We start from the raw sequence: 19936 nt of genomic DNA on the forward strand, positions 1-19936 counted from the left end.
GGGAGCACCGCCCGCTGCCCCCCTTTCGGGCCCGTGGCGCGGAAACGTCGAGGCAGAAATCCGAAAGAGGAGATCAGCAATGGCTATTCCCACCCCCGTCAACGGCCAGATCACGGATTCGGTGACCCAGGCCAACGTCAAGGTCTTGGGCGACGCCCCGGCCATGGCCATGGGCGCCATCTACCAGTCCCTGTCCCATTCGACGGGCATCCTGTTCGAGAACGCGGTGAGCGCCCAGCAGCAGCTCGGCATCGCCGCCCAGGCGGCCACCAACCAGGGCGTCATCCAGATCTACAGCATCGACACCATGGCCGACGCCGTGGCGACCGGCAAGATCGCCAGCAGCGACGTCCCCGACAACATGCTGTCCCTGCTCAGCGCCCTGAAGGCGGTCGGCGGCTGACGGCATGACTGCGGCCGCCGGGTCCCGGCGGCCGTCAACGGAAGCGATCCTGAAGGAGAAAGACGATGGCGGACGATACTCCGGTCAACGGCCAGATCACCGATGCGGTCACCCAGGCGAACGTCAAGGTCCTGGGCGATGCCCCGGCGATGGCCATGGGCGCCATTTTCCAGGCGCTCGCCCATTCGACGGGCATCCTCTACGAGAACGCGGTCGGCGCCCAGCAGCAGCTCGGCATCGCCGCCCAAGCGGCCACCAACCAGGGCGTCATTCAGATCTATAGTGTCGACACCATGGCCGGCGCGGCGGCCACCAGCAAGATCGCCAGCAGCGACGTGCCGAACAACATGTTGTCGTTGCTGTCGAGCCTCAAGGCGGTTTCCAGCAAGCCTGTCACCTGAGGGCCGCCAAGGCCTCCAGGGGACCCGGGAACGCCGGCCCGCCGCGAGGCGCGGGCGGGTCGGCAGCCCGGGTCCGGCCGCTTCCCGAAGCGGCATTCGCGATCGCCGATGAGCCGCGCCGTTCGTCAGGAGACAGCCCATGTTCCCTCCCCGCGATGCCGAAGCGCCATCCCAGACCCAGACGGCCCACGCGGGCCCGCAGGACGACGAGGACGACGAGGCCCCCTGCCAGCCGATGCCCAACCAGATCGTAGCGCCGCAGATCACCGATGCCATCACCCAGGCCAACGTCACCAGTCTGGGCAGCGGCCCGGCGATTTCCGTGGTCCAGTCCTACCTGTCGATGTCGCAGGCCCAAGGCGTGCTGTTCGCCAACATGGTGTCCAACCAGCAGCAGCTCGCCATCGCCAGCCACGCCACCACCGTCGAGGCGGTGTCCAAGATCCTGAACCTGGGCGGCGGTTCCAGGAAATGAAGGGATAGGAGGTTTCCATGAGCGTGCCCAACATCGTCCAGCCCCAGGTCACCGATGCGGTCACCCAGGCCAACGTCACGACCCTGGGCAACGGCGCGGCGGTTTCGACGACCCAAAGCATCCTGGCCCTTTCCCAGGCCCAGGGCACCCTGTTCGCCAACATGGTCGGCGGCCAGCAGAGCCAGGCCATCGCCGCGCTCGCCACGGTGATGCGGGGCGTGGAACAGACCCTCGGCGGTGGCGGGAACGAAGCCGACGCCGGCATGCGCCAGGCACTGGTTTCCATCAACAAGACCATCGAGAACGTCGCCGCCCAGTCGGCGGCCAGCCGCGATTTCCTGAAGAAGATCGAGGGGGTGGCCGAATCCATCTCCATGAAGATCAAGTAGGCGCGAAAGGCGACGGCCATGCAGGTCAACGAACAGATCACCGACGCCGTCACCCAGACCAACGTCAAGGTCCTGGGGGAATCGCCGGCCCACGCGCTGGCCATCGCCTACCAGGCCATGTCCCACGCCATGGGCTTGGCTATGGAAAACGCCACCCAGACCCAGGGGGGACTTCAGCAGGTGGCCAATTCGGCGGCGTCCACCCTTTGCTCGATGATTATCAAGGCGGGCGCCGCCTGAATCGATTTCACAGACTCCGGGCGACCGGCGTCATAGAGAAGGGCGGTATCCGCCCGGACAAGGACAGGAGAGAGAGCGATGGCTATTCCGACGCCGGTCAACGGTCAGATTTCCGACTCGGTTTCCCAAGCCAACGTGGCGGTCCTGGGCAACGCCCCCGCCCAGGCCATGGGCACCGTCTACCAGAGCATGGCCCATTCGACGAGCATTCTCTACGAGAACTCGGTCATGGCCCAGAAGCATGCGGCGATCGCCGCCCAGGCGGCCACCAACCAGGGCATCATCCAGATCTACAGCGTCAACTCGATGGCCGCCGCGGTCGCCACCCAGAAGGTCGCGACCAGCAACACCCCCGACTTCATGATGGCGTTGCTGGTCGCGCTCGCCGCCTTGAAGAAGTAGACTAGGCTCCAGGACAGGGACCCGGACCGGGACGAAAAGACCGACGGGGCTGAATCATGGCGGACGTCACATCAGTCAACACGCAGGTCACCGACGCGGTCACCCAGACCAACGTCAAGGTGGTGGCCGAAGCCCCGGCGCAGGCGCTGGGACTGCTCTACCAGACCATGGCGCATTCGATGAGTCTCGCCATGCAGAACTCGGTCCAGGCCCAGGGCGGCCTGCAGCAGATCGGCAACGCCATCACGTCCAGCGCCGTGCGCATGATCCTCGAGGCGTCGGGCGGCGGCATGGGCGGCGGGTCCACACCGCCCAAGACCTGATATCTTTCCCTTAGGCGCGGAGGCCGAGCATGCCCGACGACAATCCCAATCCCGCTCCCGCACCGGCGCCGGCAGCGCCGCAAGGGACCAGCCTGACCACGGTCAACCCCCAGATTCTCGACGCCGTGACCAAGTCCAACACGGCGGTGCTGGGCGCGGCCAAGCAGGAAGGCTCGGCGGTCGCCCACCAGAAAGTCGCCCAGGCGGCGGCGCTGGCGGTCCAGGACGGCACCGACCAGCTGCGCAACATCATGACCATCGGCATGACCACCATCGGTATCTGCATGAAGCTGATGGTCGAACAGAAGACCACCACCCCCTATTCGGACATCATCACCCAGGCCAACACCGCCATGGATGCCGCACAGGCGCGTTTCGCCGCCATCGGCGCCTCGGCCGGGACCATCGTTTCGAACTTCCCCAGCGGTTCCTGACCGCGCCGCCTCTCCGTCCACAAGGAAGGGGCCCCGGTTGGGGCCCCTTCTCTTTAACGGATTCGCTCGGGATGGCCGGTCAGGCCGGGGCCGCGTCGACGATCGGGCGCGGCGGGTCCACCGCCACCGTCTCGGCCTCGGTGCGCTCGGCAACTTCCTCGGGCTCTTCGCCCTCGTCGCCTTCGCCCATGTCGTCCATGTCGCTGGTGCGCAATTCGCCGTCCAGCGCCACCTCGTCCGGCCGCGAACTGCGCGGCTGCTGAGGCTGCGGCTCCCCGCCCTGGCCCTGGAAGGCGGCCTGCGCCGCGCTCAGGATGCGGTAGTAGTGTTCGGCATACTGCAGATAGCTTTCCGCCTGGATACGGTCCCCGGCGGAAGAGGCGTCGCGGGCCAAGGCCAGATACTTCTCCAGCACCTGCTGGGCAGTGCCGCGCACCTTGACGTCGGGACCATTGCTCTCGAAGGTTTGGTTGCGCGGATTGAATTGACGCTTGCCATTGCCGCCGCGTGAGCGGCCGCGCCTGGGATTGTTGCCGTGTTTCATGGCACCTTGCATGCTCATTGACTTTGAATCTTTCCCGCCCCGTGCCCGCCCCCCTGGCCGGCACGGCCCGCACAACGAACGCCCGAATCGGTTCCGGCCTCGGTGTCGGGGGATATATGTGACCGGCCGTTGTGCCCACCTTGGGCTATCCGTCGCCGGCGCCGCGCGGCCCCGGAAGGCCAAGCGCAACTGCACCTTAGACCGAGTCGCCGCCCTTTCCAACCCCTTTTTTCGCCCCGTTTCCGCCGTTGCCGTTCCAGCGCCCCCAACGCACCGAGAGACGCCGACGGACCCGCCGCATACGCGGACTGTCGATGGACAGCACGACCAACCCCAGCGGCAGCATCCAAAAGCCCAAGATGGGCAGAAACCCCATGATGCCGCCCGTCACCAGGCTCCACCCCATCAATTGGCGATGGAACCGGCTGCGCGGCAGCCGGATGGTGTGCTTGCCGATGCGGTGGACGGTCATCGGTTCGGCATCAGGCGCGGACGGCCGCGTCGTAGGCTTCGATGAGCCGTCGGCACATTTCGCCCGGAGTGAAGGTATCGCCGTCGATGCGCCCCACCGGAGTCACCTCCGCCGCCGTTCCGGTAAGGAAGACCTCGGTGGCCCGGGATAGTTCGTCGGGAGTGATCTGGCGTTCGATCACCTCGATTCCCAGTCCACGCGCCAAGTCGATCACGGTGCGACGGGTGATGCCGTCAAGGAAGCAGTCGGGGGTGGGGGTGTGGAGCTTGCCGTCGCCGAAGGCGATGAAGATGTTGGCGCCGGTCGCCTCGGCGACCAAACCCCGGTAGTCCAGCATCAAGGCGTCGTCGCAGCCCTCGCGCTCCGCCTTGTGCTTGGACAGGGTACAGATCATGTAGAGCCCCGTCGCCTTGGCCTTGACCGGCGCCGTGTCGGGAGCCGGACGGCGCCACGGGGCCGTCTGCATGGCGATACCCTTCATCCGCTTCTCAGGCGAGAAGTAGGACGGCCAAGCCCAGGTCGCCACCGCCAGATGGATCTTGTTCTGCTGGGCGGCGACCCCCATCATCTCGCTGCCCCGCCAGGCGATGGGGCGGACGTAGCCGTCGACGATGCCGTTGGCCTTCAATGTCTCGACGCATGCCGCGTCGATCCGGTCGGCCGAATAGGGAATGTCAAATCCCAGCATCTCCCCCGAGGCGACCAAGCGGTCGGTGTGCTCGCGCAGCTTGAAGATCTTGCCGCCATAGGCACGCTCCCCCTCGAAGACCGCCGAGGCATAGTGCAGCCCGTGGGTCAGCACATGAACCTTCGCGTCGCGCCAGGGAATCAACGCGCCGTCGAACCAGATGAAGCCGTCGCGGTCATGGAAGGGCTGGGACGCCATGGCAATGATCTTTCGCTAAGGGTTGCCGTCTCGCAACGATATTGCCTTACCTACCACCCTCTGGCATATACGTCAACAATACTGCCATATAAGCGGGCCTCATGACCGACACCTTTCCCCCTTCCTTCCCGGCAGAGACAGAAGAATCCCTCCGGCAGGCCATGGAACTGCTGTTCTTCGCCTACCGCGACTTCACGGCGGGTCCCGACGCCGTGTTGGAAGACTTCGGCTTCGGTCGGGCCCACCACCGGGTGATCTATTTCGTCGGCCGCCATCCCGGCATCACGGTAGGCGACTTGTTGGGCATATTGCGCATCACCAAGCAGAGCCTCGGCCGGGTTCTGGGCGACCTGCTGGATCTGGGGTTCGTTACCCAGACGCCCGATGCCCGCGACCGCCGCCGACGGCGCCTGATCCTGACCCCCAAAGGAGCGGACCTGGAACAGCGTCTCACCGCCGGCCAGATGCGCCACGTCGGGGAGGCCTGCCGGGCCGCCGGCCCCGCGGCCGCGGAAGGCTTCCGGTGCGTGCTGCGCCGCCTGGTCAATCCCGAGGACCGGGCCCGGTTTCCCGCAACCCCGTAACCGTGCTACGGTCAGGGCCATGGACGAGGACCTGCCGCATATCCTGGTCGTGGACGACGACGACCGCCTGTGGGCGACAGCGGTTTCCTGGTGGCGACGGCGCACGATGCGGCGGACGCCCGTTCCAAGATGGCGGCCGGAGAATTCGATCTGATCGTCCTGGACCGCATGATGCCGGGGGAGTCGGGGATCGACTTCGCCCGCTGGCTGCGGGGCAACCACCCCATGCCGGTCCTGATGCTGACGGCCATGGGCGAGCCGGACCATCGCATCGCCGGCCTGGAAGCGGGAGTCGACGACTACCTCGCCAAGCCTTTCGAGCCCCGCGAACTGGTGCTGCGCATCCAGAGCATCCTGCGCCGCGCCGCCACCGTCCCTCCCAGCCGGACCACGGCCCTGCGGCTGGGCGCCTTCGCCTTCGACCCCGAGCGCAACGAGCTGACCCGCGATGGCCAGCCGATCCGCCTGACCGACGTCGAAGCGACCTTGCTGAAGGCCCTGGCCTCGAAGCCGGGCGCCATTCTCAGCCGCGAGGACCTGATCGAACTGACCGGCGCCCAAGGCGGCGACCGGGCCATCGACGTCCAGGTCACCCGGCTGCGCCGCAAGATCGAGGACGATTCCCGCCTGCCGCGCTATCTGCAGACCGTGCGCGGCAAGGGCTACGTCCTCCGGCCGGATTGAGGGAGAGGCGCCCCATGATAAAGCGGCTGCTGCCGAAAAGCCTGCTGGGGCGGACCCTGCTGATCATCGTCTCGCCGGTGGTGCTGCTCCAGTTGGCCTTGGGCGTCATCTTCTTCCAGGGGCATTGGGATAAAATCAGCCTGCGGCTGGCCCGCAACCTGGCCGGCGACATCGCGGCCATCGTCGCCCTGATGCAGCAATACCCCGGGGAAGCCAACCAGGGATGGATCTTCGGAATCGCCGTCGCGCACATGGAAATCGAGCCCTCCTTCGCACCCGGGGCCATCATGCGACCGACGACGACGCCCGACGAAAGCGACCCGGACGACCCGCTGGTACGCGGCCTCCAGGACTACCTGGGCAAGCCCTTCCACGTCGACGCGGCCTCCCTCGGCCGTCACGTCGCGGTGGAAGTCCAACTGCCCGACGGCGTCCTGACCACCGTGACCAACCGGAAGCGCCTGTTCAGTTCGACCACCACCGTCTTCCTGCTGTGGATGGTGGGGACATCGATGATCGTGGTGGGTATCGCGACCATCTTCATGCGCAATCAGGTGAAATCCATCCGCCGCCTGGCCCAGGCCGCCGACGAATTCGGCAAGGGACGTGACGTCACCGGATTCAAGCCGGAGGGAGCCCGCGAGGTCCGGCAGGCCGCCGTCGCCTTCCTGGCCATGCGCGATCGCATCCGGCGCCAGATTTCCCAGCGCACCGACATGCTGTCGGGAGTTTCCCACGACCTGCGCACCCCATTGACCCGCATGAAGCTGGAACTGGCCATGCTGGAAGGAGTCGAGGGGATCGAAGACCTGAAGGCCGATGTCGCCGAAATGGAACGCATGCTGGAAGGCTACTTGGCCTTCGCCCGCGGCGAGGGAGGCGAAAGGCCGGAATCCGCGGACTTGGCGGCCCTGCTGGCGGAAGTGGCCGAACAGGCCCGCCGCAAGGGTGGCAATATCGACCTTCATGTCGAAAGCGACATGATCGTTCCCCTGCGCCCCAACGCCTTCAAGCGTTGCGTTACCAACCTGGTCGACAACGCCATCCGCTATGCCGAACATGTCTCGGTCCGCGCCGGACAGCGCAAGGATGCCATCGAGATCACCGTGGACGACGATGGACCGGGCATTCCGGCCGAACAGCGGGAAGAGGTCTTCCGGCCCTTCTTCCGACTGGACGAATCCCGCAATCCGGAAACCGGCGGGGTCGGCCTGGGCCTTTCCATCGCCCGCGACATCATCCGCCGCCACGGCGGCGACATCGAATTGACCGACTCCCCCCTGGGTGGGCTGCGCGCCCGCCTCCGACTGCCCCTGTAGTTGCCGGGACGGTCCGGGTACGGAATTTTTTCACCCCCGTCACGATTCGAATTGCAAGAATTCGCAGCCTGATTTACATATCGAGGGGTTACAAACCACTGATCTTTCCCAAAGAATGCGAGTCATGAGCAGGCGCTTTGTGTCGTTGCTTTCGGGGGCTCTGTTGCTGGCTTCGGCGGCACAGGCCGTTGCGGCGGACCGTGATGGGGCAACTCCGACCCCGGCAAAGAAGATGGCGGCTCCGGCTGCGGTCGGCGCACCGCAGGCTATGGTGGCGTCCACGTCTCCCGGCAAGGGTCCGGGAGTCGCGGCATCGACCAGTCAATGCACGTGGTTGGGCAAGCGGGTCCTGTTGCTGCTGGCCCGCGAGGACGTAGTCGCGGCTGGCGATTTCTCCCGGTTTTACGTCTGGTTCGGCTGTCCCGACGACCATATCAGCAAGGCCTTCGGCTGCCTGATGGCGGCGGAAGTGCCCGTGGTCGACATGCGCAAGGCCCTGGACAGCCAAGCCTCCCCGGAAGCCCGCAAGGCGGCCGAGACCGTGGCGGCAGAGGCCAAGAAGGCGGTCGGCCATCGCGCCGACCAGTGCTGGACCGATACCAACGCTCCGGCGCCCGAGCGCAAGGAAGCAGCCTCGGCAGCCCAACCCGCCGCACCACCAGCGCCGTCCCCGGCGGCGGCAACGACGGCACCGGCACCGGTGACAACGCCCGCGCCGTCAGCGCCTCATCCGGCGCCCGCGGCGGCGGGCATGCAGGGAAAATGATCCCCAGGTAGCGGGGCGCGACGAGAAATGGGAATGATCGGTGGTACGGATTCGCCATAATTAGGTCAAACTCGGGCCGGATCATCCGCAAGGTCAGCCAACGGGGCTGGTAGAGGGCTTTTTTCGGGAAGACCAAGACCATGAGGAACATCGTTGCGGCAGCCGTTGTCGCCGCGGTATTGCATGCGGGTGCTTGGGTCGTCGCGCACAAGACGATCTCGCCGCCGGACTTCGAAGGCGCTTTCGACTCGCTGTCTTTCAGCACTTCGCCGCCGCAGTTGAAGATGGTCGATCCCTCTCCCGAGGAAATCGAGAAGATCTCCGGCGAACTGCGCACGGTCGCCTCGGTGACCGACACCATCCGCCTCTACGCCTCGGCCGGCCGCTACGGCAAGATCGTCGAACTGGCCAAGGAACAGGGGCTTAACGTGATCGTCGGGGCTTGGCTCGACAAGGGCGCGGTCGATGCCAACCGCGAGGAGGTCGAGGCCGCCATCGCCCTGGCCAACAAGTACTCCAACGTCCGCGCCGTGGTGATCGGCAACGAAACCATCCTGCGCGAGGACATGGGGTCCGAGGAACTGATCGGCTATCTGCGCCAGGCCCGCAAGCGGGTGCGCGTCCCGGTAACCACCGGCGAAACCTGGAAGATCTGGCAACAGCATCCCGAGATCGTCAACGAGGTGGACTTCATCGCCGTCCACATCCTGCCCTACTGGGAAGGCGTTCCGGCCGAAGCGGCGACCCGCCACGCCGTCGAGCGCTATGGCGAACTGAAGCAGTCCTATCCGGGCAAGCGGGTGGTGATCGCCGAATTCGGCTGGCCCAGTCAGGGCTACAATTTCAAGCTCGCCAACGCCGAGCCGATGATTCAAGCCGGCGTGGTGCGCGAGTTCGTCGCCGAGGCCAGGCGGCGGGGCATGGAATACAATCTGATCGAAGCCTTCGATCAGCCCTGGAAGGTCGACGAAGGTAGCGTCGGCCCCTACTGGGGTATCTTCGACGCGGGCGGGATTCCCAAGTTCAACATGTCGGGCATCGTCGAGACCCGCCATCTGGCCCGCACCGCCATCGTGGCCCTGGCCATCGGCTTGGCCATCAGCCTGTTGGCCCTGTCCAGGCGCCATCCCACCTTTGCCCATGCCCTGGTCTTCGCGGGGGCCGCCAACGCCCTGGCCGCCGGTATCGGCCTGGCCGCCATGTATCCTTTCGACAACTACCTGAACTTCGGTTCGGCGTTGGCCTGGGTGATCGGCTTCGTCCTGATGTGGCCGCTGACCGCCATGACCCTGGTGAAGGTGCACGAGATGGCCGAGGTCATCCTGGGCCGCCGCCCGCGCCGGCTGATTCCGGCCGAAGGGGCCTTCCTGCCGATCGACGGTTCTTTCTCGCTGCCCAAGGTCTCGATCCAGATCCCGGCCTACAAGGAACGGCCGGAAATGCTGAAGGAAACCTTGGATTCCTGCGCCGCCCTCGACTACCCGGACTTCGAGGTGGTGGTCATCATCAACAATACCCCCGAAGAACATTATTGGAAGCCCATCGAGGAGCACTGCGAGCGCCTGGGCGCCCGCTTCAAGTTCGTCAACCTGCCCAAGGTGGCCGGCTTCAAGGCGGGGGCGCTCAATGTCGCCATGGATCGGGTGGACCCCGAGGCGGGCATCCTGGCCCTTCTCGATGCCGACTACGTGGTGCACCGCGACTGGCTGAAGCACCTGGTGCCCGCCTTCGCCGACCAGAAGGTCGCCCTGGTCCAGGCGCCGCAGGACCATCGCGACGGCGAACAGACCTTCCTCAAGTCGGTGATGAACAGCGAATACGCCGGCTTCTTCGACATCGGCATGGTCCAGCGCAACGAGGACGACGCCATCGTCGCTCACGGCACCATGCTGCTGATCCGTCGTTCCGCCTTCGACGAAGTGGGCGGTTGGGCCACCGACACCATCACCGAGGACACCGAACTGGGCCTGCGCCTGATCGAGGCCGGCTACGAATCGCTCTATACCAGCCGCCGCTACGGCTGGGGCCTGCTGCCCGACACCTACAAGGCCTTCAAGACCCAGCGCCACCGGTGGGCCTATGGCGCCATGCAGATCATGCGCAAGCACGCCAAGCACATGCGCCTGAGTTCCAAGACCCTGTCCAGCGCCCAGAAGTTCCAGTTCGTTACCGGCTGGTCCTACTGGCTATCGGACGCCTTCGGCGTCGGTGCCGCTGTGCTAAACCTGTTCTGGGTACCGATGATCGTGCTGGTCGGCGTGTTGATCCCGACCCTGCCCTTCACCCTGCCCATCCTGGCCGCGTTCGCGGTCAACCTGCTGCACTGTGCGGTACTTTATGCCGAACGCGTCAAACTGCCGATCCACCATATCGGCGGCGCGGCCCTGGCATCCATGAGCCTGCAGTTCACCATCGCCAACGCGCTTTTCATGGGCATCCTCAAGGACAACCTGCCCTTCCTGCGTACCGACAAGGGCGGCAATGCCAAGGCCGGCGCCACCAAGGCCGGCGAGACTTCCGGCTTCCGCCCCCTGGCCGCCGTCAAGCGCTTCCTGTTCGGGCGCAAGGAAGACCCGGCCCGCTGGGAAACCCGCCTGGGCTTGGCCCTGATGGCCGGCGCCACGGCGGTGATCGCCACCAACAAGCTGGATATCGTGGAGATCAACGTCTTCGCCGCCACCCTGATCGTCCAGGCCACGCCCTTCCTCACCACCACCCTGATGGTGGCGGCGGAGCGGTGGGAGATCGCTTGGCGCCAGCGTCGGGTCGCGGCCGAACCGGCCATCGTTCCCGCGGAATGAAAAGCATGGCGGCACCCCTCGCCCGGCTGCGCGCCGAGGCCCCCATCCTGCTCGCCCTGCTGGTGGTGGCGGCGACGGCCGCCCTGGCCTGGGTGGTACGTTACCAGTTCGTCGAGCCCGAGACCCTGGGCAATGCCTGCGAGGCGGCCAACCAGGGACTCTGGTGGTGTTCCTGGCGCACCGGGTTCATCGTCTTCACGAAGTGGCGCGGCTTCGGTATCGGCGCCGGCATCCTGGCCGTCCTGGCCGTGATGGCACCGCCGCGGCTGGCTTTCCGCTTCGTCGTCGCCGCGATGGTGGCCGGAGGCATGGGCCTGTTGCTGTACGACACCGCCTACGCGGCGACCGCGGTACTGTTCGCCGGCCTCAGGGCCGTGCGGCTTCAGGACGCCCCCAACTGATCCTCAGCCCGGCTTGCCGTCGATCCGGGGCCGGGTGAGGATCGGCCAGTAGATGACCCCGAACAGCCCGAAGCCGGCCGACCAGACCACCGAAGCCGCCGCCATGACCCAAACGTAGGCCGATGGCAGCAGGATCGGGCCCAGAACCCGAATCAGGGCGCCCAGGGCGACCAGGACGTAGGCCGCGGGAACGAAGCGGGGCAGCACCAGCGGCCGTCCCGAATGGCCGAGAGCGGCGCGGGACGCGATGGCGATCAGCATGACGCCGACGGCCCCCGTGGTGAAGGCGTGCAGGGCCACGGTGGACGGGAACAGATGAGTCAGGTCGCCGATGCCCTTCAGCGCGAAGGCCGCCACCAGCCAACCGTGGCCCAAGTGCAGGACCCAGACGATGGGGCTGTGGATGGTCTGCCGGGTGCCCCAGTCCCCCATGCGCAGGGCGAGCATCCCGGCGGCGGTCAGGGCGAGCAGCCCGGTGACCGGCGACGCCCCAAGAGCCAGATCGGCGACGATGGTCGCCAGGACCGCGTTGACCGCCCCGGCTTCCACGTTGGGTGCCGTTTTGATGTCGAGCAGCCGGTTCTGCATGCGGAGCGCGTTGGCGGTGAAGCTGGGTACCACCCGGCCGGTCACCACGGTCAGCATGACCAGCACCGAATAGAGCCCCAGGTAGGTTCCCTTGGCGCCGGTACCGGACGCCAGCCCCAGCAACTCCAAATGGACCAACAGGTTCCCCACCGCGTAGGCGCCCAGCAGACCGATGAAGATGTAGTTGCGCTGGTTGCGCGCCAAGACGATCTGCCGGCCGATGAAATAGGCCAGCAGCAGCAATAGCGGCAGGTCGAGCAAGGTAACGGCCACCGTCGGCAGGCCGTCGATCAGCCAGAAACCGGCGCGGCCGGCCAGCCAGAAAGCGGCCATGACGCCCAGTGGCCAGCCGTGCAGGGTATCGCCGCCCGTCCAGTTGGGCACGGCGGTGAGCAGGAAGCCCGCCACCGCCGCGGCGGCGAAGCCGAACACCATTTCGTGTCCATGCCAGAGTGCGGGATTCATCGCCTGGGGAAACGCCATCCCGTGGGCGAAGATGCCGGCCCAGGCAATGGGCGCCACCACCGCGTAGAGCACGCAGAACAGGAAAAATGGGCGGAATCCCGAGGCCAGCAGGATGGCCGGCCCCCGGTAGAGCGGATGTTTCATGGGTCCAAGAGCCTCTTTTCGTGGTTGCCGCCCTTGGTAGGGAATGGCCGCCTCCCCCGCATTGATGGGGGTCAACCCCCCTTGAACTCGGCGAAGAAGTCGTTTCCTTTGTCGTCGACCACGATGAAAGCCGGGAAATCCGCCACATCGATGCGCCATATGGCCTCCATCCCCAGTTCGGGATATTCGATGCATTCCACCTTCTTGATGCAGTCCTGGGCGAGCCGGGCGCCGGGACCGCCGATGGAGCCCAGATAGAATCCGCCGTGCTTCCTGCAGGCTTCCGTCACGGCCGGCGAGCGGTTGCCCTTGGCGACCATGACGAAGCTGCCGCCGGCCGCCTGGAATTCGTCGACGTAGCTGTCCATGCGCCCGGCCGTGGTCGGCCCGAAGGAGCCGGAGACATAACCTTCCGGCGTCTTGGCCGGCCCCGCGTAGTAGACCGCCATGTCCTTGAAGTACTGGGGCAGCCCTTCGCCGCGGTCCAGGCGCTCCTTCAGTTTGGCGTGAGCGATGTCGCGGGCCACGATCATCGGTCCGGTCAGGGACAGGCGGGTCTTGATCGGGTATTGGGAGAGGGTCTTGCGGATTTCCGCCATGGGGCGGTTGAGGTCGAGGCGCACCACGCCATCGGACAGGTGCTGGTCCTCGACTTCCGGCAGGAAACGGGCCGGATTGGTCTCCAACTGCTCCAGGAACACACCGTCCGCCGTGATCTTGCCCAGCACCTGGCGATCCGCGGCGCAGGACACCCCGATCCCCACCGGGCAGGAAGCGCCGTGGCGCGCCAGGCGGATGACGCGGACGTCGTGGCAGAAATACTTGCCGCCGAACTGGGCGCCGATGCCCAGACGCCGGCTCATTTCCAGGATGCGTGCCTCCCATTCCAGGTCGCGGAAGGCCTGGCCGTATTCGTTGCCGCGGGTGGGCAGGGGGTCGAGGAAGCGGGCGGAGGCCAGCTTGACCGTCTTCAGGTTGGCTTCCGCCGACGTGCCGCCAATGACAATCGCCAGATGGTAGGGCGGACAGGCCGCCGTGCCGATGCTGCGCAGATTGGCGTCCAGGAACTTGACCAACGAATCCGGGTTCAGCAAGGCCTTGGTCTGCTGGAACAGGAAGGTCTTGTTGGCCGAGCCGCCGCCCTTGGCCATGAACAGGAAATGATATTCGTCGCCGTCGGTGGCGTAGATGTCGACCTGGGCCGGCAGGTTGGTGCCGGTGTTGACTTCCTTGAACATGTCGAGGGGCGCCACCTGGGAATAGCGCAGATTACTTTCCGCATAGGTTTTCAGCACGCCTTCGGCCAAGGCCGCCTCGTCGTCGCCGCCGGTCCAGACCGCCTGGCCCTTCTTCGCCATCACGATGGCGGTGCCGGTGTCCTGGCACATGGGCAGCACGCCGCCGGCCGAGATGCAGGCGTTCTTGAGCAGATCGAGGGCGACGAACCTGTCGTTGGGCGAGGCCTCGCCATCATCCAGGATGGCCCGCAACTGCGCCAGATGGCCGGGCCTGAGCAGATGGGCGGAATCGCGCATGGCCTCGGCCGCCAGCCGGGTGAGCGCCGCCGGATCGACCTTGAGGATGCGGCTGCCCTCGAAGTGGCCGGTGCCCACGAAATCGGAGGTGACCAGCCGGTAGGGAGTCGCGTCCTCCCCCAAGGGAAACGTCTCGTGATGCACGAAGCGGGTCATGGAAAGGTCCTTCATGCCGGATGTGATGTGCGAGTCGCGGGCGACTCCCGGAAGGCCCTACTTCTTCTTGCCGCCGCGAAAGGCGTCCAGGGTCACCACATTGTTGCCATCTTCCGCTTCCGCATCGACCGGCACGGGCCGGTCCTCGGAGGCGGGAGGTGTCTTGTCGTCCTTATCGTCGGCCGGAGCGCTCATGCGCAGTTGCAGGCCGAAGTTGACCGAGGGGTCGGCAAAGCCGGTCATCGCCGCCAGCGGAATGTACAGCCGTTCCGCCTTGCCGCCGAAATAGAGGACCACCGTCAGGGCTTCGTCGTCGACCTCGAGGTTTTCGAACTGGTGCTGGAGCACGATGGTCATTTCCTCGGGATAGCGGGCCTTGAGGTGGGGCGCGATCGACACGCCGGGCGCCGTCGTATCGAAGGTGACATAGAAATGGTGCTTGCCCGGCAGCCCTTCGAGGACCGCCACGGACAAGGCCCGCCGCACGACGCCGCGCAACGCCTCTTCGATCCATTGATCGTAGTGTATTCCCGAATCCGTCATGCTTGCAGCCTAGCCGCGCGAAGCAGGCGGTTCAAGAGGCTAAGGAGGGAGGGAAGTGGGAGGCTTCTGTTGCCAGGTGCCTCCCGAACCCCGTGCTACCGATTACGCGGCAGCGGCATACGCAACGTTGTCGTTGGCATATGTAAAGTAGCCCGATAACGGCGGTACCATGCCGAGCGAAAACCATGTCTTTACCACGCGCGTCGATCCTGTTTCGCCCCCGCCGAAAACCCGGGTGGACAGACTGTCCAAGCCGGGCTTCTGGTGGAGGCGCCGGGTACCGCCCCCGGGTCCGCAACGCTTATTCCACAGAGCGTTTATCGCCATAGCCGGTTTCCCGGCGCCCTCATTATAGGCGAACGAACGCCGAAAGGGAAGCGATCCGCAAGCACGCCGCAGGATATGTAATTCTTCTAACATACGTGCATGGGATGCCGTCCCATGTTATAGGACCGCCGCATTGATTCCCGCCAGGAGGCTACCGATGACCGAGGACATGCTCCAGGAGAAGGAAAAGTCCGAGGAAGCCCACTTCAAGTTGGGCGAGGAACTGCGTTTCAAGGCGACCGCCCGACGCAACCGGATGATCGGCCTGTGGGCCGCCCGGCTGATCGGCCTGGGTCCCTCGGAAAGCGAGGCCTACGCCAAGGAAGTGGTGATCGCCGACCTGGACGAACCGGGCGATGCCGACGTGGTCCGGCGACTGATGGCCGACCTGACGGCCAAGGGGATCGATGTCACGGAAGAGGCCGTCGCCGAAGAAATGAAGCGGCTTTTCGCGGCCGCCCTGGCCGAACTGGCCAAGGACTATCCCATGCCCCTGGCCCCCGACCACGAGCGGGTTGGCGACTGAGTCACGAAAGCAGGCCGACCACGGTCCCCGACAGACAGGTGGCGAGAGTCCCCGAAACGATCGCCTTGAAACCCAGGGAGACGATCTCGGCGCGACGTTCCGGCACCATGGTACCCATGCCGCCGATCATGATGCCCAGGCTGCCGAAGTTGGCGAAACCGCAAAGGGCGTAGGCCAGGATCAGGCGGGATTTCTCCGACAGGGCGTCGGGGGGCAGCTTGGCGAAGTCCAGGTAGGCGATGAATTCGTTCAGCACCGTTTTGGTGCCCATCAGGGAGCCGGCGGCATGGGCTTCCGCCCAAGGCACGCCCATCAGCCAGACCACCGGCGCCATGATCCAGCCCAGCAGGCGCTGCAAGGTGAGCGGGGCGCCCAGGACGTCGGGCGCCAGGCCCAGGATCTGGTTGGCGAGATGGACCAGGGCCACCAGCACGATCAGCATGGCGGTGACGTTGATAAGCAGCGAGATGCCGTCCATGGTGCCCCGCGTCACGGCTTCCATGGCGCTGCCGGCCGGATCGGTCGGCGCCAAGTCGTCGGCCGCCGTGGCCGTCCCTTGGTCGGGCACCATCAGGCGCGACACCATGAGCGCCGCCGGCACGTTGATGATCGAGGCGATCAGCAGGTGCCCCAACGCGCCCGGCAGCACCGGGGCGATGAAACTGGCATAGAGCACCATCACCGTTCCGGCGATGGTCGCCATGCCGCAGGTCATGACCATGAACATCTCGCCGCGGCCCAGGCGGGCCAGGTAGGGGCGAACGAACAGCGGCGCTTCCACCATGCCGACGAAGACGTTGGCCGCCGCGCTCACCCCCACCGCGCCGCCGACCCCCATGGACCGGCGCAGCAGCCAGGCGAACGCCTTGACCACGGCGGGCAGAACCTTCCAGTGGAACAGCAGGGCCGATAGGGCGCTCATCACCAGGATCAGCGGCAGGGCCTGAAAGGCCAGCACGAATCCGGCGCCGGGGACCTTCTCCTCGAAGGGCAACGGACCGCCGCCCATGTAGCCGAAGGCGAACGAGGTGCCGGCCCTGGTGGCATCCTGCAGGGCGGTCACCGCCCCGCCCAGCCAGAGGAAGACCTCGCGAAAGAAGGAAAGCTTGAGCAACAGCAGCGCCAAACCGATTTGCAGGCCGAGCCCAACCGCCACGGTGCGCCAGGAATTGCTTCGGCGGTCCTCGCCCATCGCCCAAGCCACCGCCACCAGCGCCGCCAGCCCCAGAACGCCCTGCATCGTTCCCTCCCTGATGAATCGCGCGGATTGTAGAGCGCGGGCGGGAGACCGTCGATGGCCCAGTCACCCGAATGTGTCGATGCATCGGCCGGGGACGCTGCTATATTGGGGATATGATCCGCGCTGACGATTTGACCCTTGCTCGCTTGGTGAGTCCGGCCGACCGTCTCCGGCTGCATGGGCTGGCCCTGGTCGCCCCCCTGTTCCTGGCGGTCTACGGCAAGCTGGTCTGCCCCTTCATCGACGGCATCGCCCCCGCCATGCTGGCTTTCGGACTGGGTGTCGTCACCGTCTTCCATCTCGCTCTCCGCGAGCTGCTGTTCCGCCGGGTCCCCTACCGGCAAGGCGAGGCGACGCCGGCCCGCTTCGGTTTCCGCTTGTCGGTGATCGCCTGGCTGGCGGCAGGGGTAGTGGCGGTTGTCGTGCACGCCCTGCTTTATCCCGACTTTCCCTGGGCCAGCCATCTGAAGCTGATTACCGGCTACGGTGCCCTGGGAGCCGGCCTGTTGGCGCAACTGGAATACGGGGCGCTGGAGCGGGCGATGCGCCGCGCCGGCATCGCGCTGTCCCCGGTCCGGCCGGAACGGATGGCGCACCGGCTCTTGGAGAAGTTCCTGGTCTTCACCGGCGTGCCGGCCCTCACGGTCACCATGATGGTGGGCCGCTATATCGGCGAGGGCTTCATCGGCATCGGGGTGGGCATCGAGGTGGTCTTCCTGGTGGTCCTGTTCCTGCTGGCGGCGCAGGCCGTGGCCTGGAACTACGGCACGACTCTGGGGGAGGATACCCGGGGTCTCGTCGCCGGTTTGGACGGCATCGCCGCCGGCCGCTTCGACGTCCGCCTGGACGCCAGCCGCGCCGACGAACTGGGCCAGGTGGCCCAAGGCATCAACGGCATGGCGGAAGGCCTGGCGTTGCGCGAACGCATCCGCGACGCCTTCGGCCGCTTCGTCTCGCCCGAGGTGGCGGAAAGCGTGATCCGCGACAACGCGGCTTCGGGCAAGGCCATATCCCTGGGCGGCGGGCGCCGCGACCTGACCATCCTGATGGCCGATCTGCGCGACTTCACGCCGCTGAGCGAGACCCTGGCACCCGAAGCCCTCACCGACACCCTGAACCTCTTCTTCACCGAGATGGTGGCGGCCATCCAGGAACAGGGCGGCATGGTGGACAAGTTCATGGGCGATGCCGTGATGGCCGTCTTCGGCTTGGTGCCCGAACGAGGATGCCCGGCCCGGTCCGCCGTCGCCGCCGGGCTCGGCATGCTGCAGCGCCTGGACGGCCTGAACCGCCAACGGGCGGCGCGCGGCGAACCGCCCTTGCGCGTCGGCATCGGCATCCACCGGGGCGAGGTGGTGGCCGGCTACCTGGGCAGCCTGGACCGCCTGGAATTCACCGTCATCGGCCACGCCGTCAACTTGGCTCAACGCATCGAGTCGGAAGCGCGCGGCGACCGGCCGCCCCTTCTGTTCAGCGCCGAGGTGGCCGAACGCATCGAGGGGACCTTGCCACTTCGCCTCGTCGGCAAGGTCAGCCTGAAGGGCATCGAACACCCAGTCGAACTCTTCACCATCGACATCAAGACTTAGGAAGGAACCGCCATGCTCGCCAAGACCCTCGTCGAAGGGCGTGATCGCGCCGTGGTCACCACCACGCCGGACACCACGGCCACCGCCGCCGCCCGGCTGCTGCACGACCGGCGCATCGGCGCTCTGGTGGTGGTGGACGGCAGCGGCGCCATCGTCGGCATCCTGTCGGAACGCGACGTGGCCCGCGGCGCCGCCCTGCACGGCGGCGGCGCCCTTGATACCCTGCCCGTTTCCGCCCTCATGAGCCCCAAGGTGACGCTCTGCAACCCGACCGACTCCGTCGAGAAGCTGATGGCGGTGATGACGGGCCTGCGCATCCGTCACCTGCCCATGGTCGAAGACGGCAAGCTGGTCGGCATGGTCTCCATCGGCGACGTCGTCAAGGCGGCGCTGGAAGATGCCGCCGCCGAGGCCCAGCAGTTGCGCGACTACATCGCCACCTGACGCTTGTGGTAGAGCAAGGCCCCGCTTTTCATGCGTTTCCGCTGATGATAAGGTCCGTGTCCTCAGGGGGCTTGGCAAGGAGTGGACAGCGTGGCCATCGACCATTCGAAGCGACCGTTCCGGGCGGAGCTCCGGCGGCAGCAGGAAGCCGGGGCGGGGGCGGCGGTTCCGGGTGGGCCGCCCCTCGACGACGCCGCGGCCAGGGCGCGCCATGACGAACTGATGTCGGCCATTCACCAATTGCGCGCCGACCTGACGTCGCGCGACGCGGTGGCCCCGACGGTGCTGGAGGAATACAAGAAGGAGGTCTTCGAGACGGCCAGCTTGAAGCACCAGCTCCAGGAGGTTTCCGAGGCGATCCTGACCACCAAGAAGGAAATCGCCAAGCTCCACCCCTTGGACCGCAGCAACGATCGCATCGCGGCCATGACCGACGAACTCGATGCCGTGGTGGACGCCACCGAGGGGGCCACCGAGGTCATCCTGGCGGCCAGCGAAAAGATCGAGGCCCTGACCGAGAGCATCCGGGTCCACGCCTCCAGCGATGACGAACGCAATGCGGTCGAGGACATTACGGACCAGATCCTGAAGATCTTCGAGGCTTGCAACTTCCAGGACCTTACCGGCCAGCGCATCACCCGTGTGGTGAACACGCTTCGATTCGTCGAAGAACGCATCGATACCATGATCTCCGCTCTGGGCGGAGAGAAGGAAATCGCCCAGGTGGTTCCCGAGGCCCAGGCCAAGGAAGGTGATGCGCGCCTGCTGCACGGGCCGCAGTCGGGCGAGAACCGCATCTCGCAATCGGAGATCGACTCCCTGTTCGATTGACCGACCGACCGGCCTTCGCTATGT

General features: G+C 66.2%; 24 protein-coding genes, 1 other RNA gene and 1 pseudogene. 18 read left to right on the forward strand and 8 right to left on the reverse strand.

Translation table 11 applies throughout. The annotated features are described in order from the left end of the window. The first annotated feature begins 79 nt into the window (after positions 1–79). From H7841_04030 to H7841_04065, 8 genes are all read left to right on the forward strand, one after another. Positions 80–403 (forward strand): RebB family R body protein, encoded by a 324-nt coding sequence (locus H7841_04030; GenBank protein MEO5336055.1) that lies wholly within the window; start codon positions 80–82, stop codon positions 401–403. Positions 404–468: 65 nt separating this feature from the next. Beyond that, positions 469–804: a RebB family R body protein gene (locus H7841_04035; protein MEO5336056.1), complete on the forward strand. Its 336-nt coding sequence runs from the start codon at positions 469–471 to the stop codon at positions 802–804. Positions 805–943: 139 nt separating this feature from the next. Next, on the forward strand, positions 944–1279 hold the full coding sequence (locus H7841_04040; protein MEO5336057.1) for a RebB family R body protein: 336 nt from the start codon (positions 944–946) through the stop codon (positions 1277–1279). Positions 1280–1296: 17 nt separating this feature from the next. Beyond that, a complete protein-coding gene (locus H7841_04045; protein ID MEO5336058.1) occupies positions 1297–1668 on the forward strand; it encodes a RebB family R body protein in 372 nt (123 codons plus the stop codon). Between the two features lie 18 nt (positions 1669–1686). Beyond that, positions 1687–1908: a RebB family R body protein gene (locus tag H7841_04050; GenBank protein ID MEO5336059.1), complete on the forward strand. Its 222-nt coding sequence runs from the start codon at positions 1687–1689 to the stop codon at positions 1906–1908. A 78-nt stretch (positions 1909–1986) separates the two neighbouring features. Continuing rightward, entirely contained in the window at positions 1987–2310 is a 324-nt protein-coding gene (locus tag H7841_04055) for a RebB family R body protein (GenBank protein MEO5336060.1), read from the forward strand. A 56-nt stretch (positions 2311–2366) separates the two neighbouring features. Beyond that, complete coding sequence (locus H7841_04060) at positions 2367–2633, forward strand: RebB family R body protein (GenBank protein ID MEO5336061.1); 267 nt, start codon at positions 2367–2369, stop codon at positions 2631–2633. Between the two features lie 29 nt (positions 2634–2662). Then, positions 2663–3067 carry a hypothetical protein gene (locus H7841_04065; protein MEO5336062.1) on the forward strand — a complete coding sequence of 135 codons (405 nt, stop codon included), beginning with the start codon at positions 2663–2665 and terminating at the stop codon, positions 3065–3067. A 79-nt stretch (positions 3068–3146) separates the two neighbouring features. Here H7841_04065 and H7841_04070 read toward each other — a convergent pair whose 3' ends face one another. From H7841_04070 to H7841_04080, 3 genes are all read right to left on the reverse strand, one after another. Beyond that, positions 3147–3611, reverse strand: coding sequence for a DUF4167 domain-containing protein (locus H7841_04070; GenBank protein MEO5336063.1), 465 nt, complete (start codon positions 3609–3611; stop codon positions 3147–3149). A gap of 196 nt (positions 3612–3807) precedes the next feature. Then, a complete protein-coding gene (locus H7841_04075; protein MEO5336064.1) occupies positions 3808–4083 on the reverse strand; it encodes a hypothetical protein in 276 nt (91 codons plus the stop codon). 10 nt (positions 4084–4093) lie between these two features. Continuing rightward, positions 4094–4969 (reverse strand): branched-chain amino acid aminotransferase, encoded by an 876-nt coding sequence (locus H7841_04080; protein MEO5336065.1) that lies wholly within the window; start codon positions 4967–4969, stop codon positions 4094–4096. A gap of 101 nt (positions 4970–5070) precedes the next feature. Between H7841_04080 and H7841_04085 the strand changes: the two genes are divergently transcribed. From H7841_04085 to H7841_04110, 6 genes and pseudogenes are all read left to right on the forward strand, one after another. After that, positions 5071–5553 (forward strand): MarR family winged helix-turn-helix transcriptional regulator, encoded by a 483-nt coding sequence (locus H7841_04085; protein MEO5336066.1) that lies wholly within the window; start codon positions 5071–5073, stop codon positions 5551–5553. Between the two features lie 19 nt (positions 5554–5572). Beyond that, positions 5573–6237, forward strand: a pseudogene (locus tag H7841_04090) (response regulator transcription factor). A gap of 14 nt (positions 6238–6251) precedes the next feature. Beyond that, complete coding sequence (locus H7841_04095; protein MEO5336067.1) at positions 6252–7556, forward strand: ATP-binding protein; 1305 nt, start codon at positions 6252–6254, stop codon at positions 7554–7556. A 124-nt stretch (positions 7557–7680) separates the two neighbouring features. Continuing rightward, on the forward strand, positions 7681–8322 hold the full coding sequence (locus H7841_04100) for a hypothetical protein (GenBank protein MEO5336068.1): 642 nt from the start codon (positions 7681–7683) through the stop codon (positions 8320–8322). Positions 8323–8462: 140 nt separating this feature from the next. Continuing rightward, positions 8463–11123, forward strand: coding sequence for a glycosyltransferase (locus H7841_04105; GenBank protein MEO5336069.1), 2661 nt, complete (start codon positions 8463–8465; stop codon positions 11121–11123). Positions 11124–11128: 5 nt separating this feature from the next. Beyond that, positions 11129–11524 (forward strand): hypothetical protein, encoded by a 396-nt coding sequence (locus H7841_04110; protein ID MEO5336070.1) that lies wholly within the window; start codon positions 11129–11131, stop codon positions 11522–11524. Between the two features lie 3 nt (positions 11525–11527). On the opposite strand, the gene H7841_04115 is transcribed toward H7841_04110, so the two are convergent. From H7841_04115 to ssrA, 4 genes are all read right to left on the reverse strand, one after another. After that, on the reverse strand, positions 11528–12721 hold the full coding sequence (locus H7841_04115) for an NnrS family protein (protein MEO5336071.1): 1194 nt from the start codon (positions 12719–12721) through the stop codon (positions 11528–11530). Positions 12722–12792: 71 nt separating this feature from the next. Beyond that, positions 12793–14412 carry a fumarate hydratase gene (locus H7841_04120; protein ID MEO5336072.1) on the reverse strand — a complete coding sequence of 540 codons (1620 nt, stop codon included), beginning with the start codon at positions 14410–14412 and terminating at the stop codon, positions 12793–12795. Positions 14413–14469: 57 nt separating this feature from the next. Next, the gene (locus tag H7841_04125) at positions 14470–14955 is read right to left on the reverse strand and encodes a ClpXP protease specificity-enhancing factor SspB (protein ID MEO5336073.1); all 486 of its coding nucleotides are present in this window, start codon (positions 14953–14955) and stop codon (positions 14470–14472) included. A 54-nt stretch (positions 14956–15009) separates the two neighbouring features. Further along, positions 15010–15336, reverse strand: a transfer-messenger RNA (tmRNA) gene (gene ssrA, locus H7841_04130). A gap of 103 nt (positions 15337–15439) precedes the next feature. Between ssrA and H7841_04135 the strand changes: the two genes are divergently transcribed. Continuing rightward, positions 15440–15808, forward strand: a complete 369-nt coding sequence (locus tag H7841_04135; GenBank protein ID MEO5336074.1) for a DUF1476 domain-containing protein — start codon at positions 15440–15442, stop codon at positions 15806–15808. A 1-nt stretch (position 15809) separates the two neighbouring features. On the opposite strand, the gene H7841_04140 is transcribed toward H7841_04135, so the two are convergent. Beyond that, positions 15810–17048, reverse strand: coding sequence for a nucleoside:proton symporter (locus tag H7841_04140; protein ID MEO5336075.1), 1239 nt, complete (start codon positions 17046–17048; stop codon positions 15810–15812). Positions 17049–17161: 113 nt separating this feature from the next. Here H7841_04140 and H7841_04145 point away from each other — a divergent pair, with 113 nt between their 5' ends. From H7841_04145 to H7841_04155, 3 genes are all read left to right on the forward strand, one after another. After that, a complete protein-coding gene (locus H7841_04145; GenBank protein ID MEO5336076.1) occupies positions 17162–18637 on the forward strand; it encodes a HAMP domain-containing protein in 1476 nt (491 codons plus the stop codon). A gap of 12 nt (positions 18638–18649) precedes the next feature. Continuing rightward, positions 18650–19081 carry a CBS domain-containing protein gene (locus tag H7841_04150; protein MEO5336077.1) on the forward strand — a complete coding sequence of 144 codons (432 nt, stop codon included), beginning with the start codon at positions 18650–18652 and terminating at the stop codon, positions 19079–19081. A 90-nt stretch (positions 19082–19171) separates the two neighbouring features. Beyond that, positions 19172–19912, forward strand: a complete 741-nt coding sequence (locus H7841_04155) for a protein phosphatase CheZ (GenBank protein MEO5336078.1) — start codon at positions 19172–19174, stop codon at positions 19910–19912. The last annotated feature ends 24 nt before the right edge of the window (positions 19913–19936 follow it).

Origin of the sequence: Magnetospirillum sp. WYHS-4 (assembly GCA_039908345.1) — a bacterium.
Lineage (GTDB): Bacteria > Pseudomonadota > Alphaproteobacteria > Rhodospirillales > GLO-3 > JAMOBD01.

Bases quoted from the DNA above. Each gene is read 5' to 3' on its own strand.
- H7841_04050 (MEO5336059.1), top strand. From the start codon at position 1,687: ATGCAGGTCAACGAACAGATCACCGACGCCGTCACCCAGACCAACGTC.
- H7841_04030 (MEO5336055.1), top strand. From the start codon at position 80: ATGGCTATTCCCACCCCCGTCAACGGCCAGATCACGGATTCGGTGACC.
- H7841_04085 (MEO5336066.1), top strand. From the start codon at position 5,071: ATGACCGACACCTTTCCCCCTTCCTTCCCGGCAGAGACAGAAGAATCC.
- H7841_04120 (MEO5336072.1), bottom strand. From the start codon at position 14,412: ATGACCCGCTTCGTGCATCACGAGACGTTTCCCTTGGGGGAGGACGCG.
- H7841_04110 (MEO5336070.1), top strand. From the start codon at position 11,129: ATGGCGGCACCCCTCGCCCGGCTGCGCGCCGAGGCCCCCATCCTGCTC.
- H7841_04040 (MEO5336057.1), top strand. From the start codon at position 944: ATGTTCCCTCCCCGCGATGCCGAAGCGCCATCCCAGACCCAGACGGCC.
- H7841_04060 (MEO5336061.1), top strand. From the start codon at position 2,367: ATGGCGGACGTCACATCAGTCAACACGCAGGTCACCGACGCGGTCACC.
- H7841_04150 (MEO5336077.1), top strand. From the start codon at position 18,650: ATGCTCGCCAAGACCCTCGTCGAAGGGCGTGATCGCGCCGTGGTCACC.
- H7841_04055 (MEO5336060.1), top strand. From the start codon at position 1,987: ATGGCTATTCCGACGCCGGTCAACGGTCAGATTTCCGACTCGGTTTCC.
- H7841_04075 (MEO5336064.1), bottom strand. From the start codon at position 4,083: ATGACCGTCCACCGCATCGGCAAGCACACCATCCGGCTGCCGCGCAGC.
- H7841_04080 (MEO5336065.1), bottom strand. From the start codon at position 4,969: ATGGCGTCCCAGCCCTTCCATGACCGCGACGGCTTCATCTGGTTCGAC.
- H7841_04095 (MEO5336067.1), top strand. From the start codon at position 6,252: ATGATAAAGCGGCTGCTGCCGAAAAGCCTGCTGGGGCGGACCCTGCTG.
- H7841_04035 (MEO5336056.1), top strand. From the start codon at position 469: ATGGCGGACGATACTCCGGTCAACGGCCAGATCACCGATGCGGTCACC.
- H7841_04070 (MEO5336063.1), bottom strand. From the start codon at position 3,611: ATGAAACACGGCAACAATCCCAGGCGCGGCCGCTCACGCGGCGGCAAT.
- H7841_04145 (MEO5336076.1), top strand. From the start codon at position 17,162: ATGATCCGCGCTGACGATTTGACCCTTGCTCGCTTGGTGAGTCCGGCC.
- H7841_04140 (MEO5336075.1), bottom strand. From the start codon at position 17,048: ATGCAGGGCGTTCTGGGGCTGGCGGCGCTGGTGGCGGTGGCTTGGGCG.
- H7841_04115 (MEO5336071.1), bottom strand. From the start codon at position 12,721: ATGAAACATCCGCTCTACCGGGGGCCGGCCATCCTGCTGGCCTCGGGA.
- H7841_04135 (MEO5336074.1), top strand. From the start codon at position 15,440: ATGACCGAGGACATGCTCCAGGAGAAGGAAAAGTCCGAGGAAGCCCAC.
- H7841_04100 (MEO5336068.1), top strand. From the start codon at position 7,681: ATGAGCAGGCGCTTTGTGTCGTTGCTTTCGGGGGCTCTGTTGCTGGCT.
- H7841_04045 (MEO5336058.1), top strand. From the start codon at position 1,297: ATGAGCGTGCCCAACATCGTCCAGCCCCAGGTCACCGATGCGGTCACC.
- H7841_04065 (MEO5336062.1), top strand. From the start codon at position 2,663: ATGCCCGACGACAATCCCAATCCCGCTCCCGCACCGGCGCCGGCAGCG.
- H7841_04105 (MEO5336069.1), top strand. From the start codon at position 8,463: ATGAGGAACATCGTTGCGGCAGCCGTTGTCGCCGCGGTATTGCATGCG.
- H7841_04125 (MEO5336073.1), bottom strand. From the start codon at position 14,955: ATGACGGATTCGGGAATACACTACGATCAATGGATCGAAGAGGCGTTG.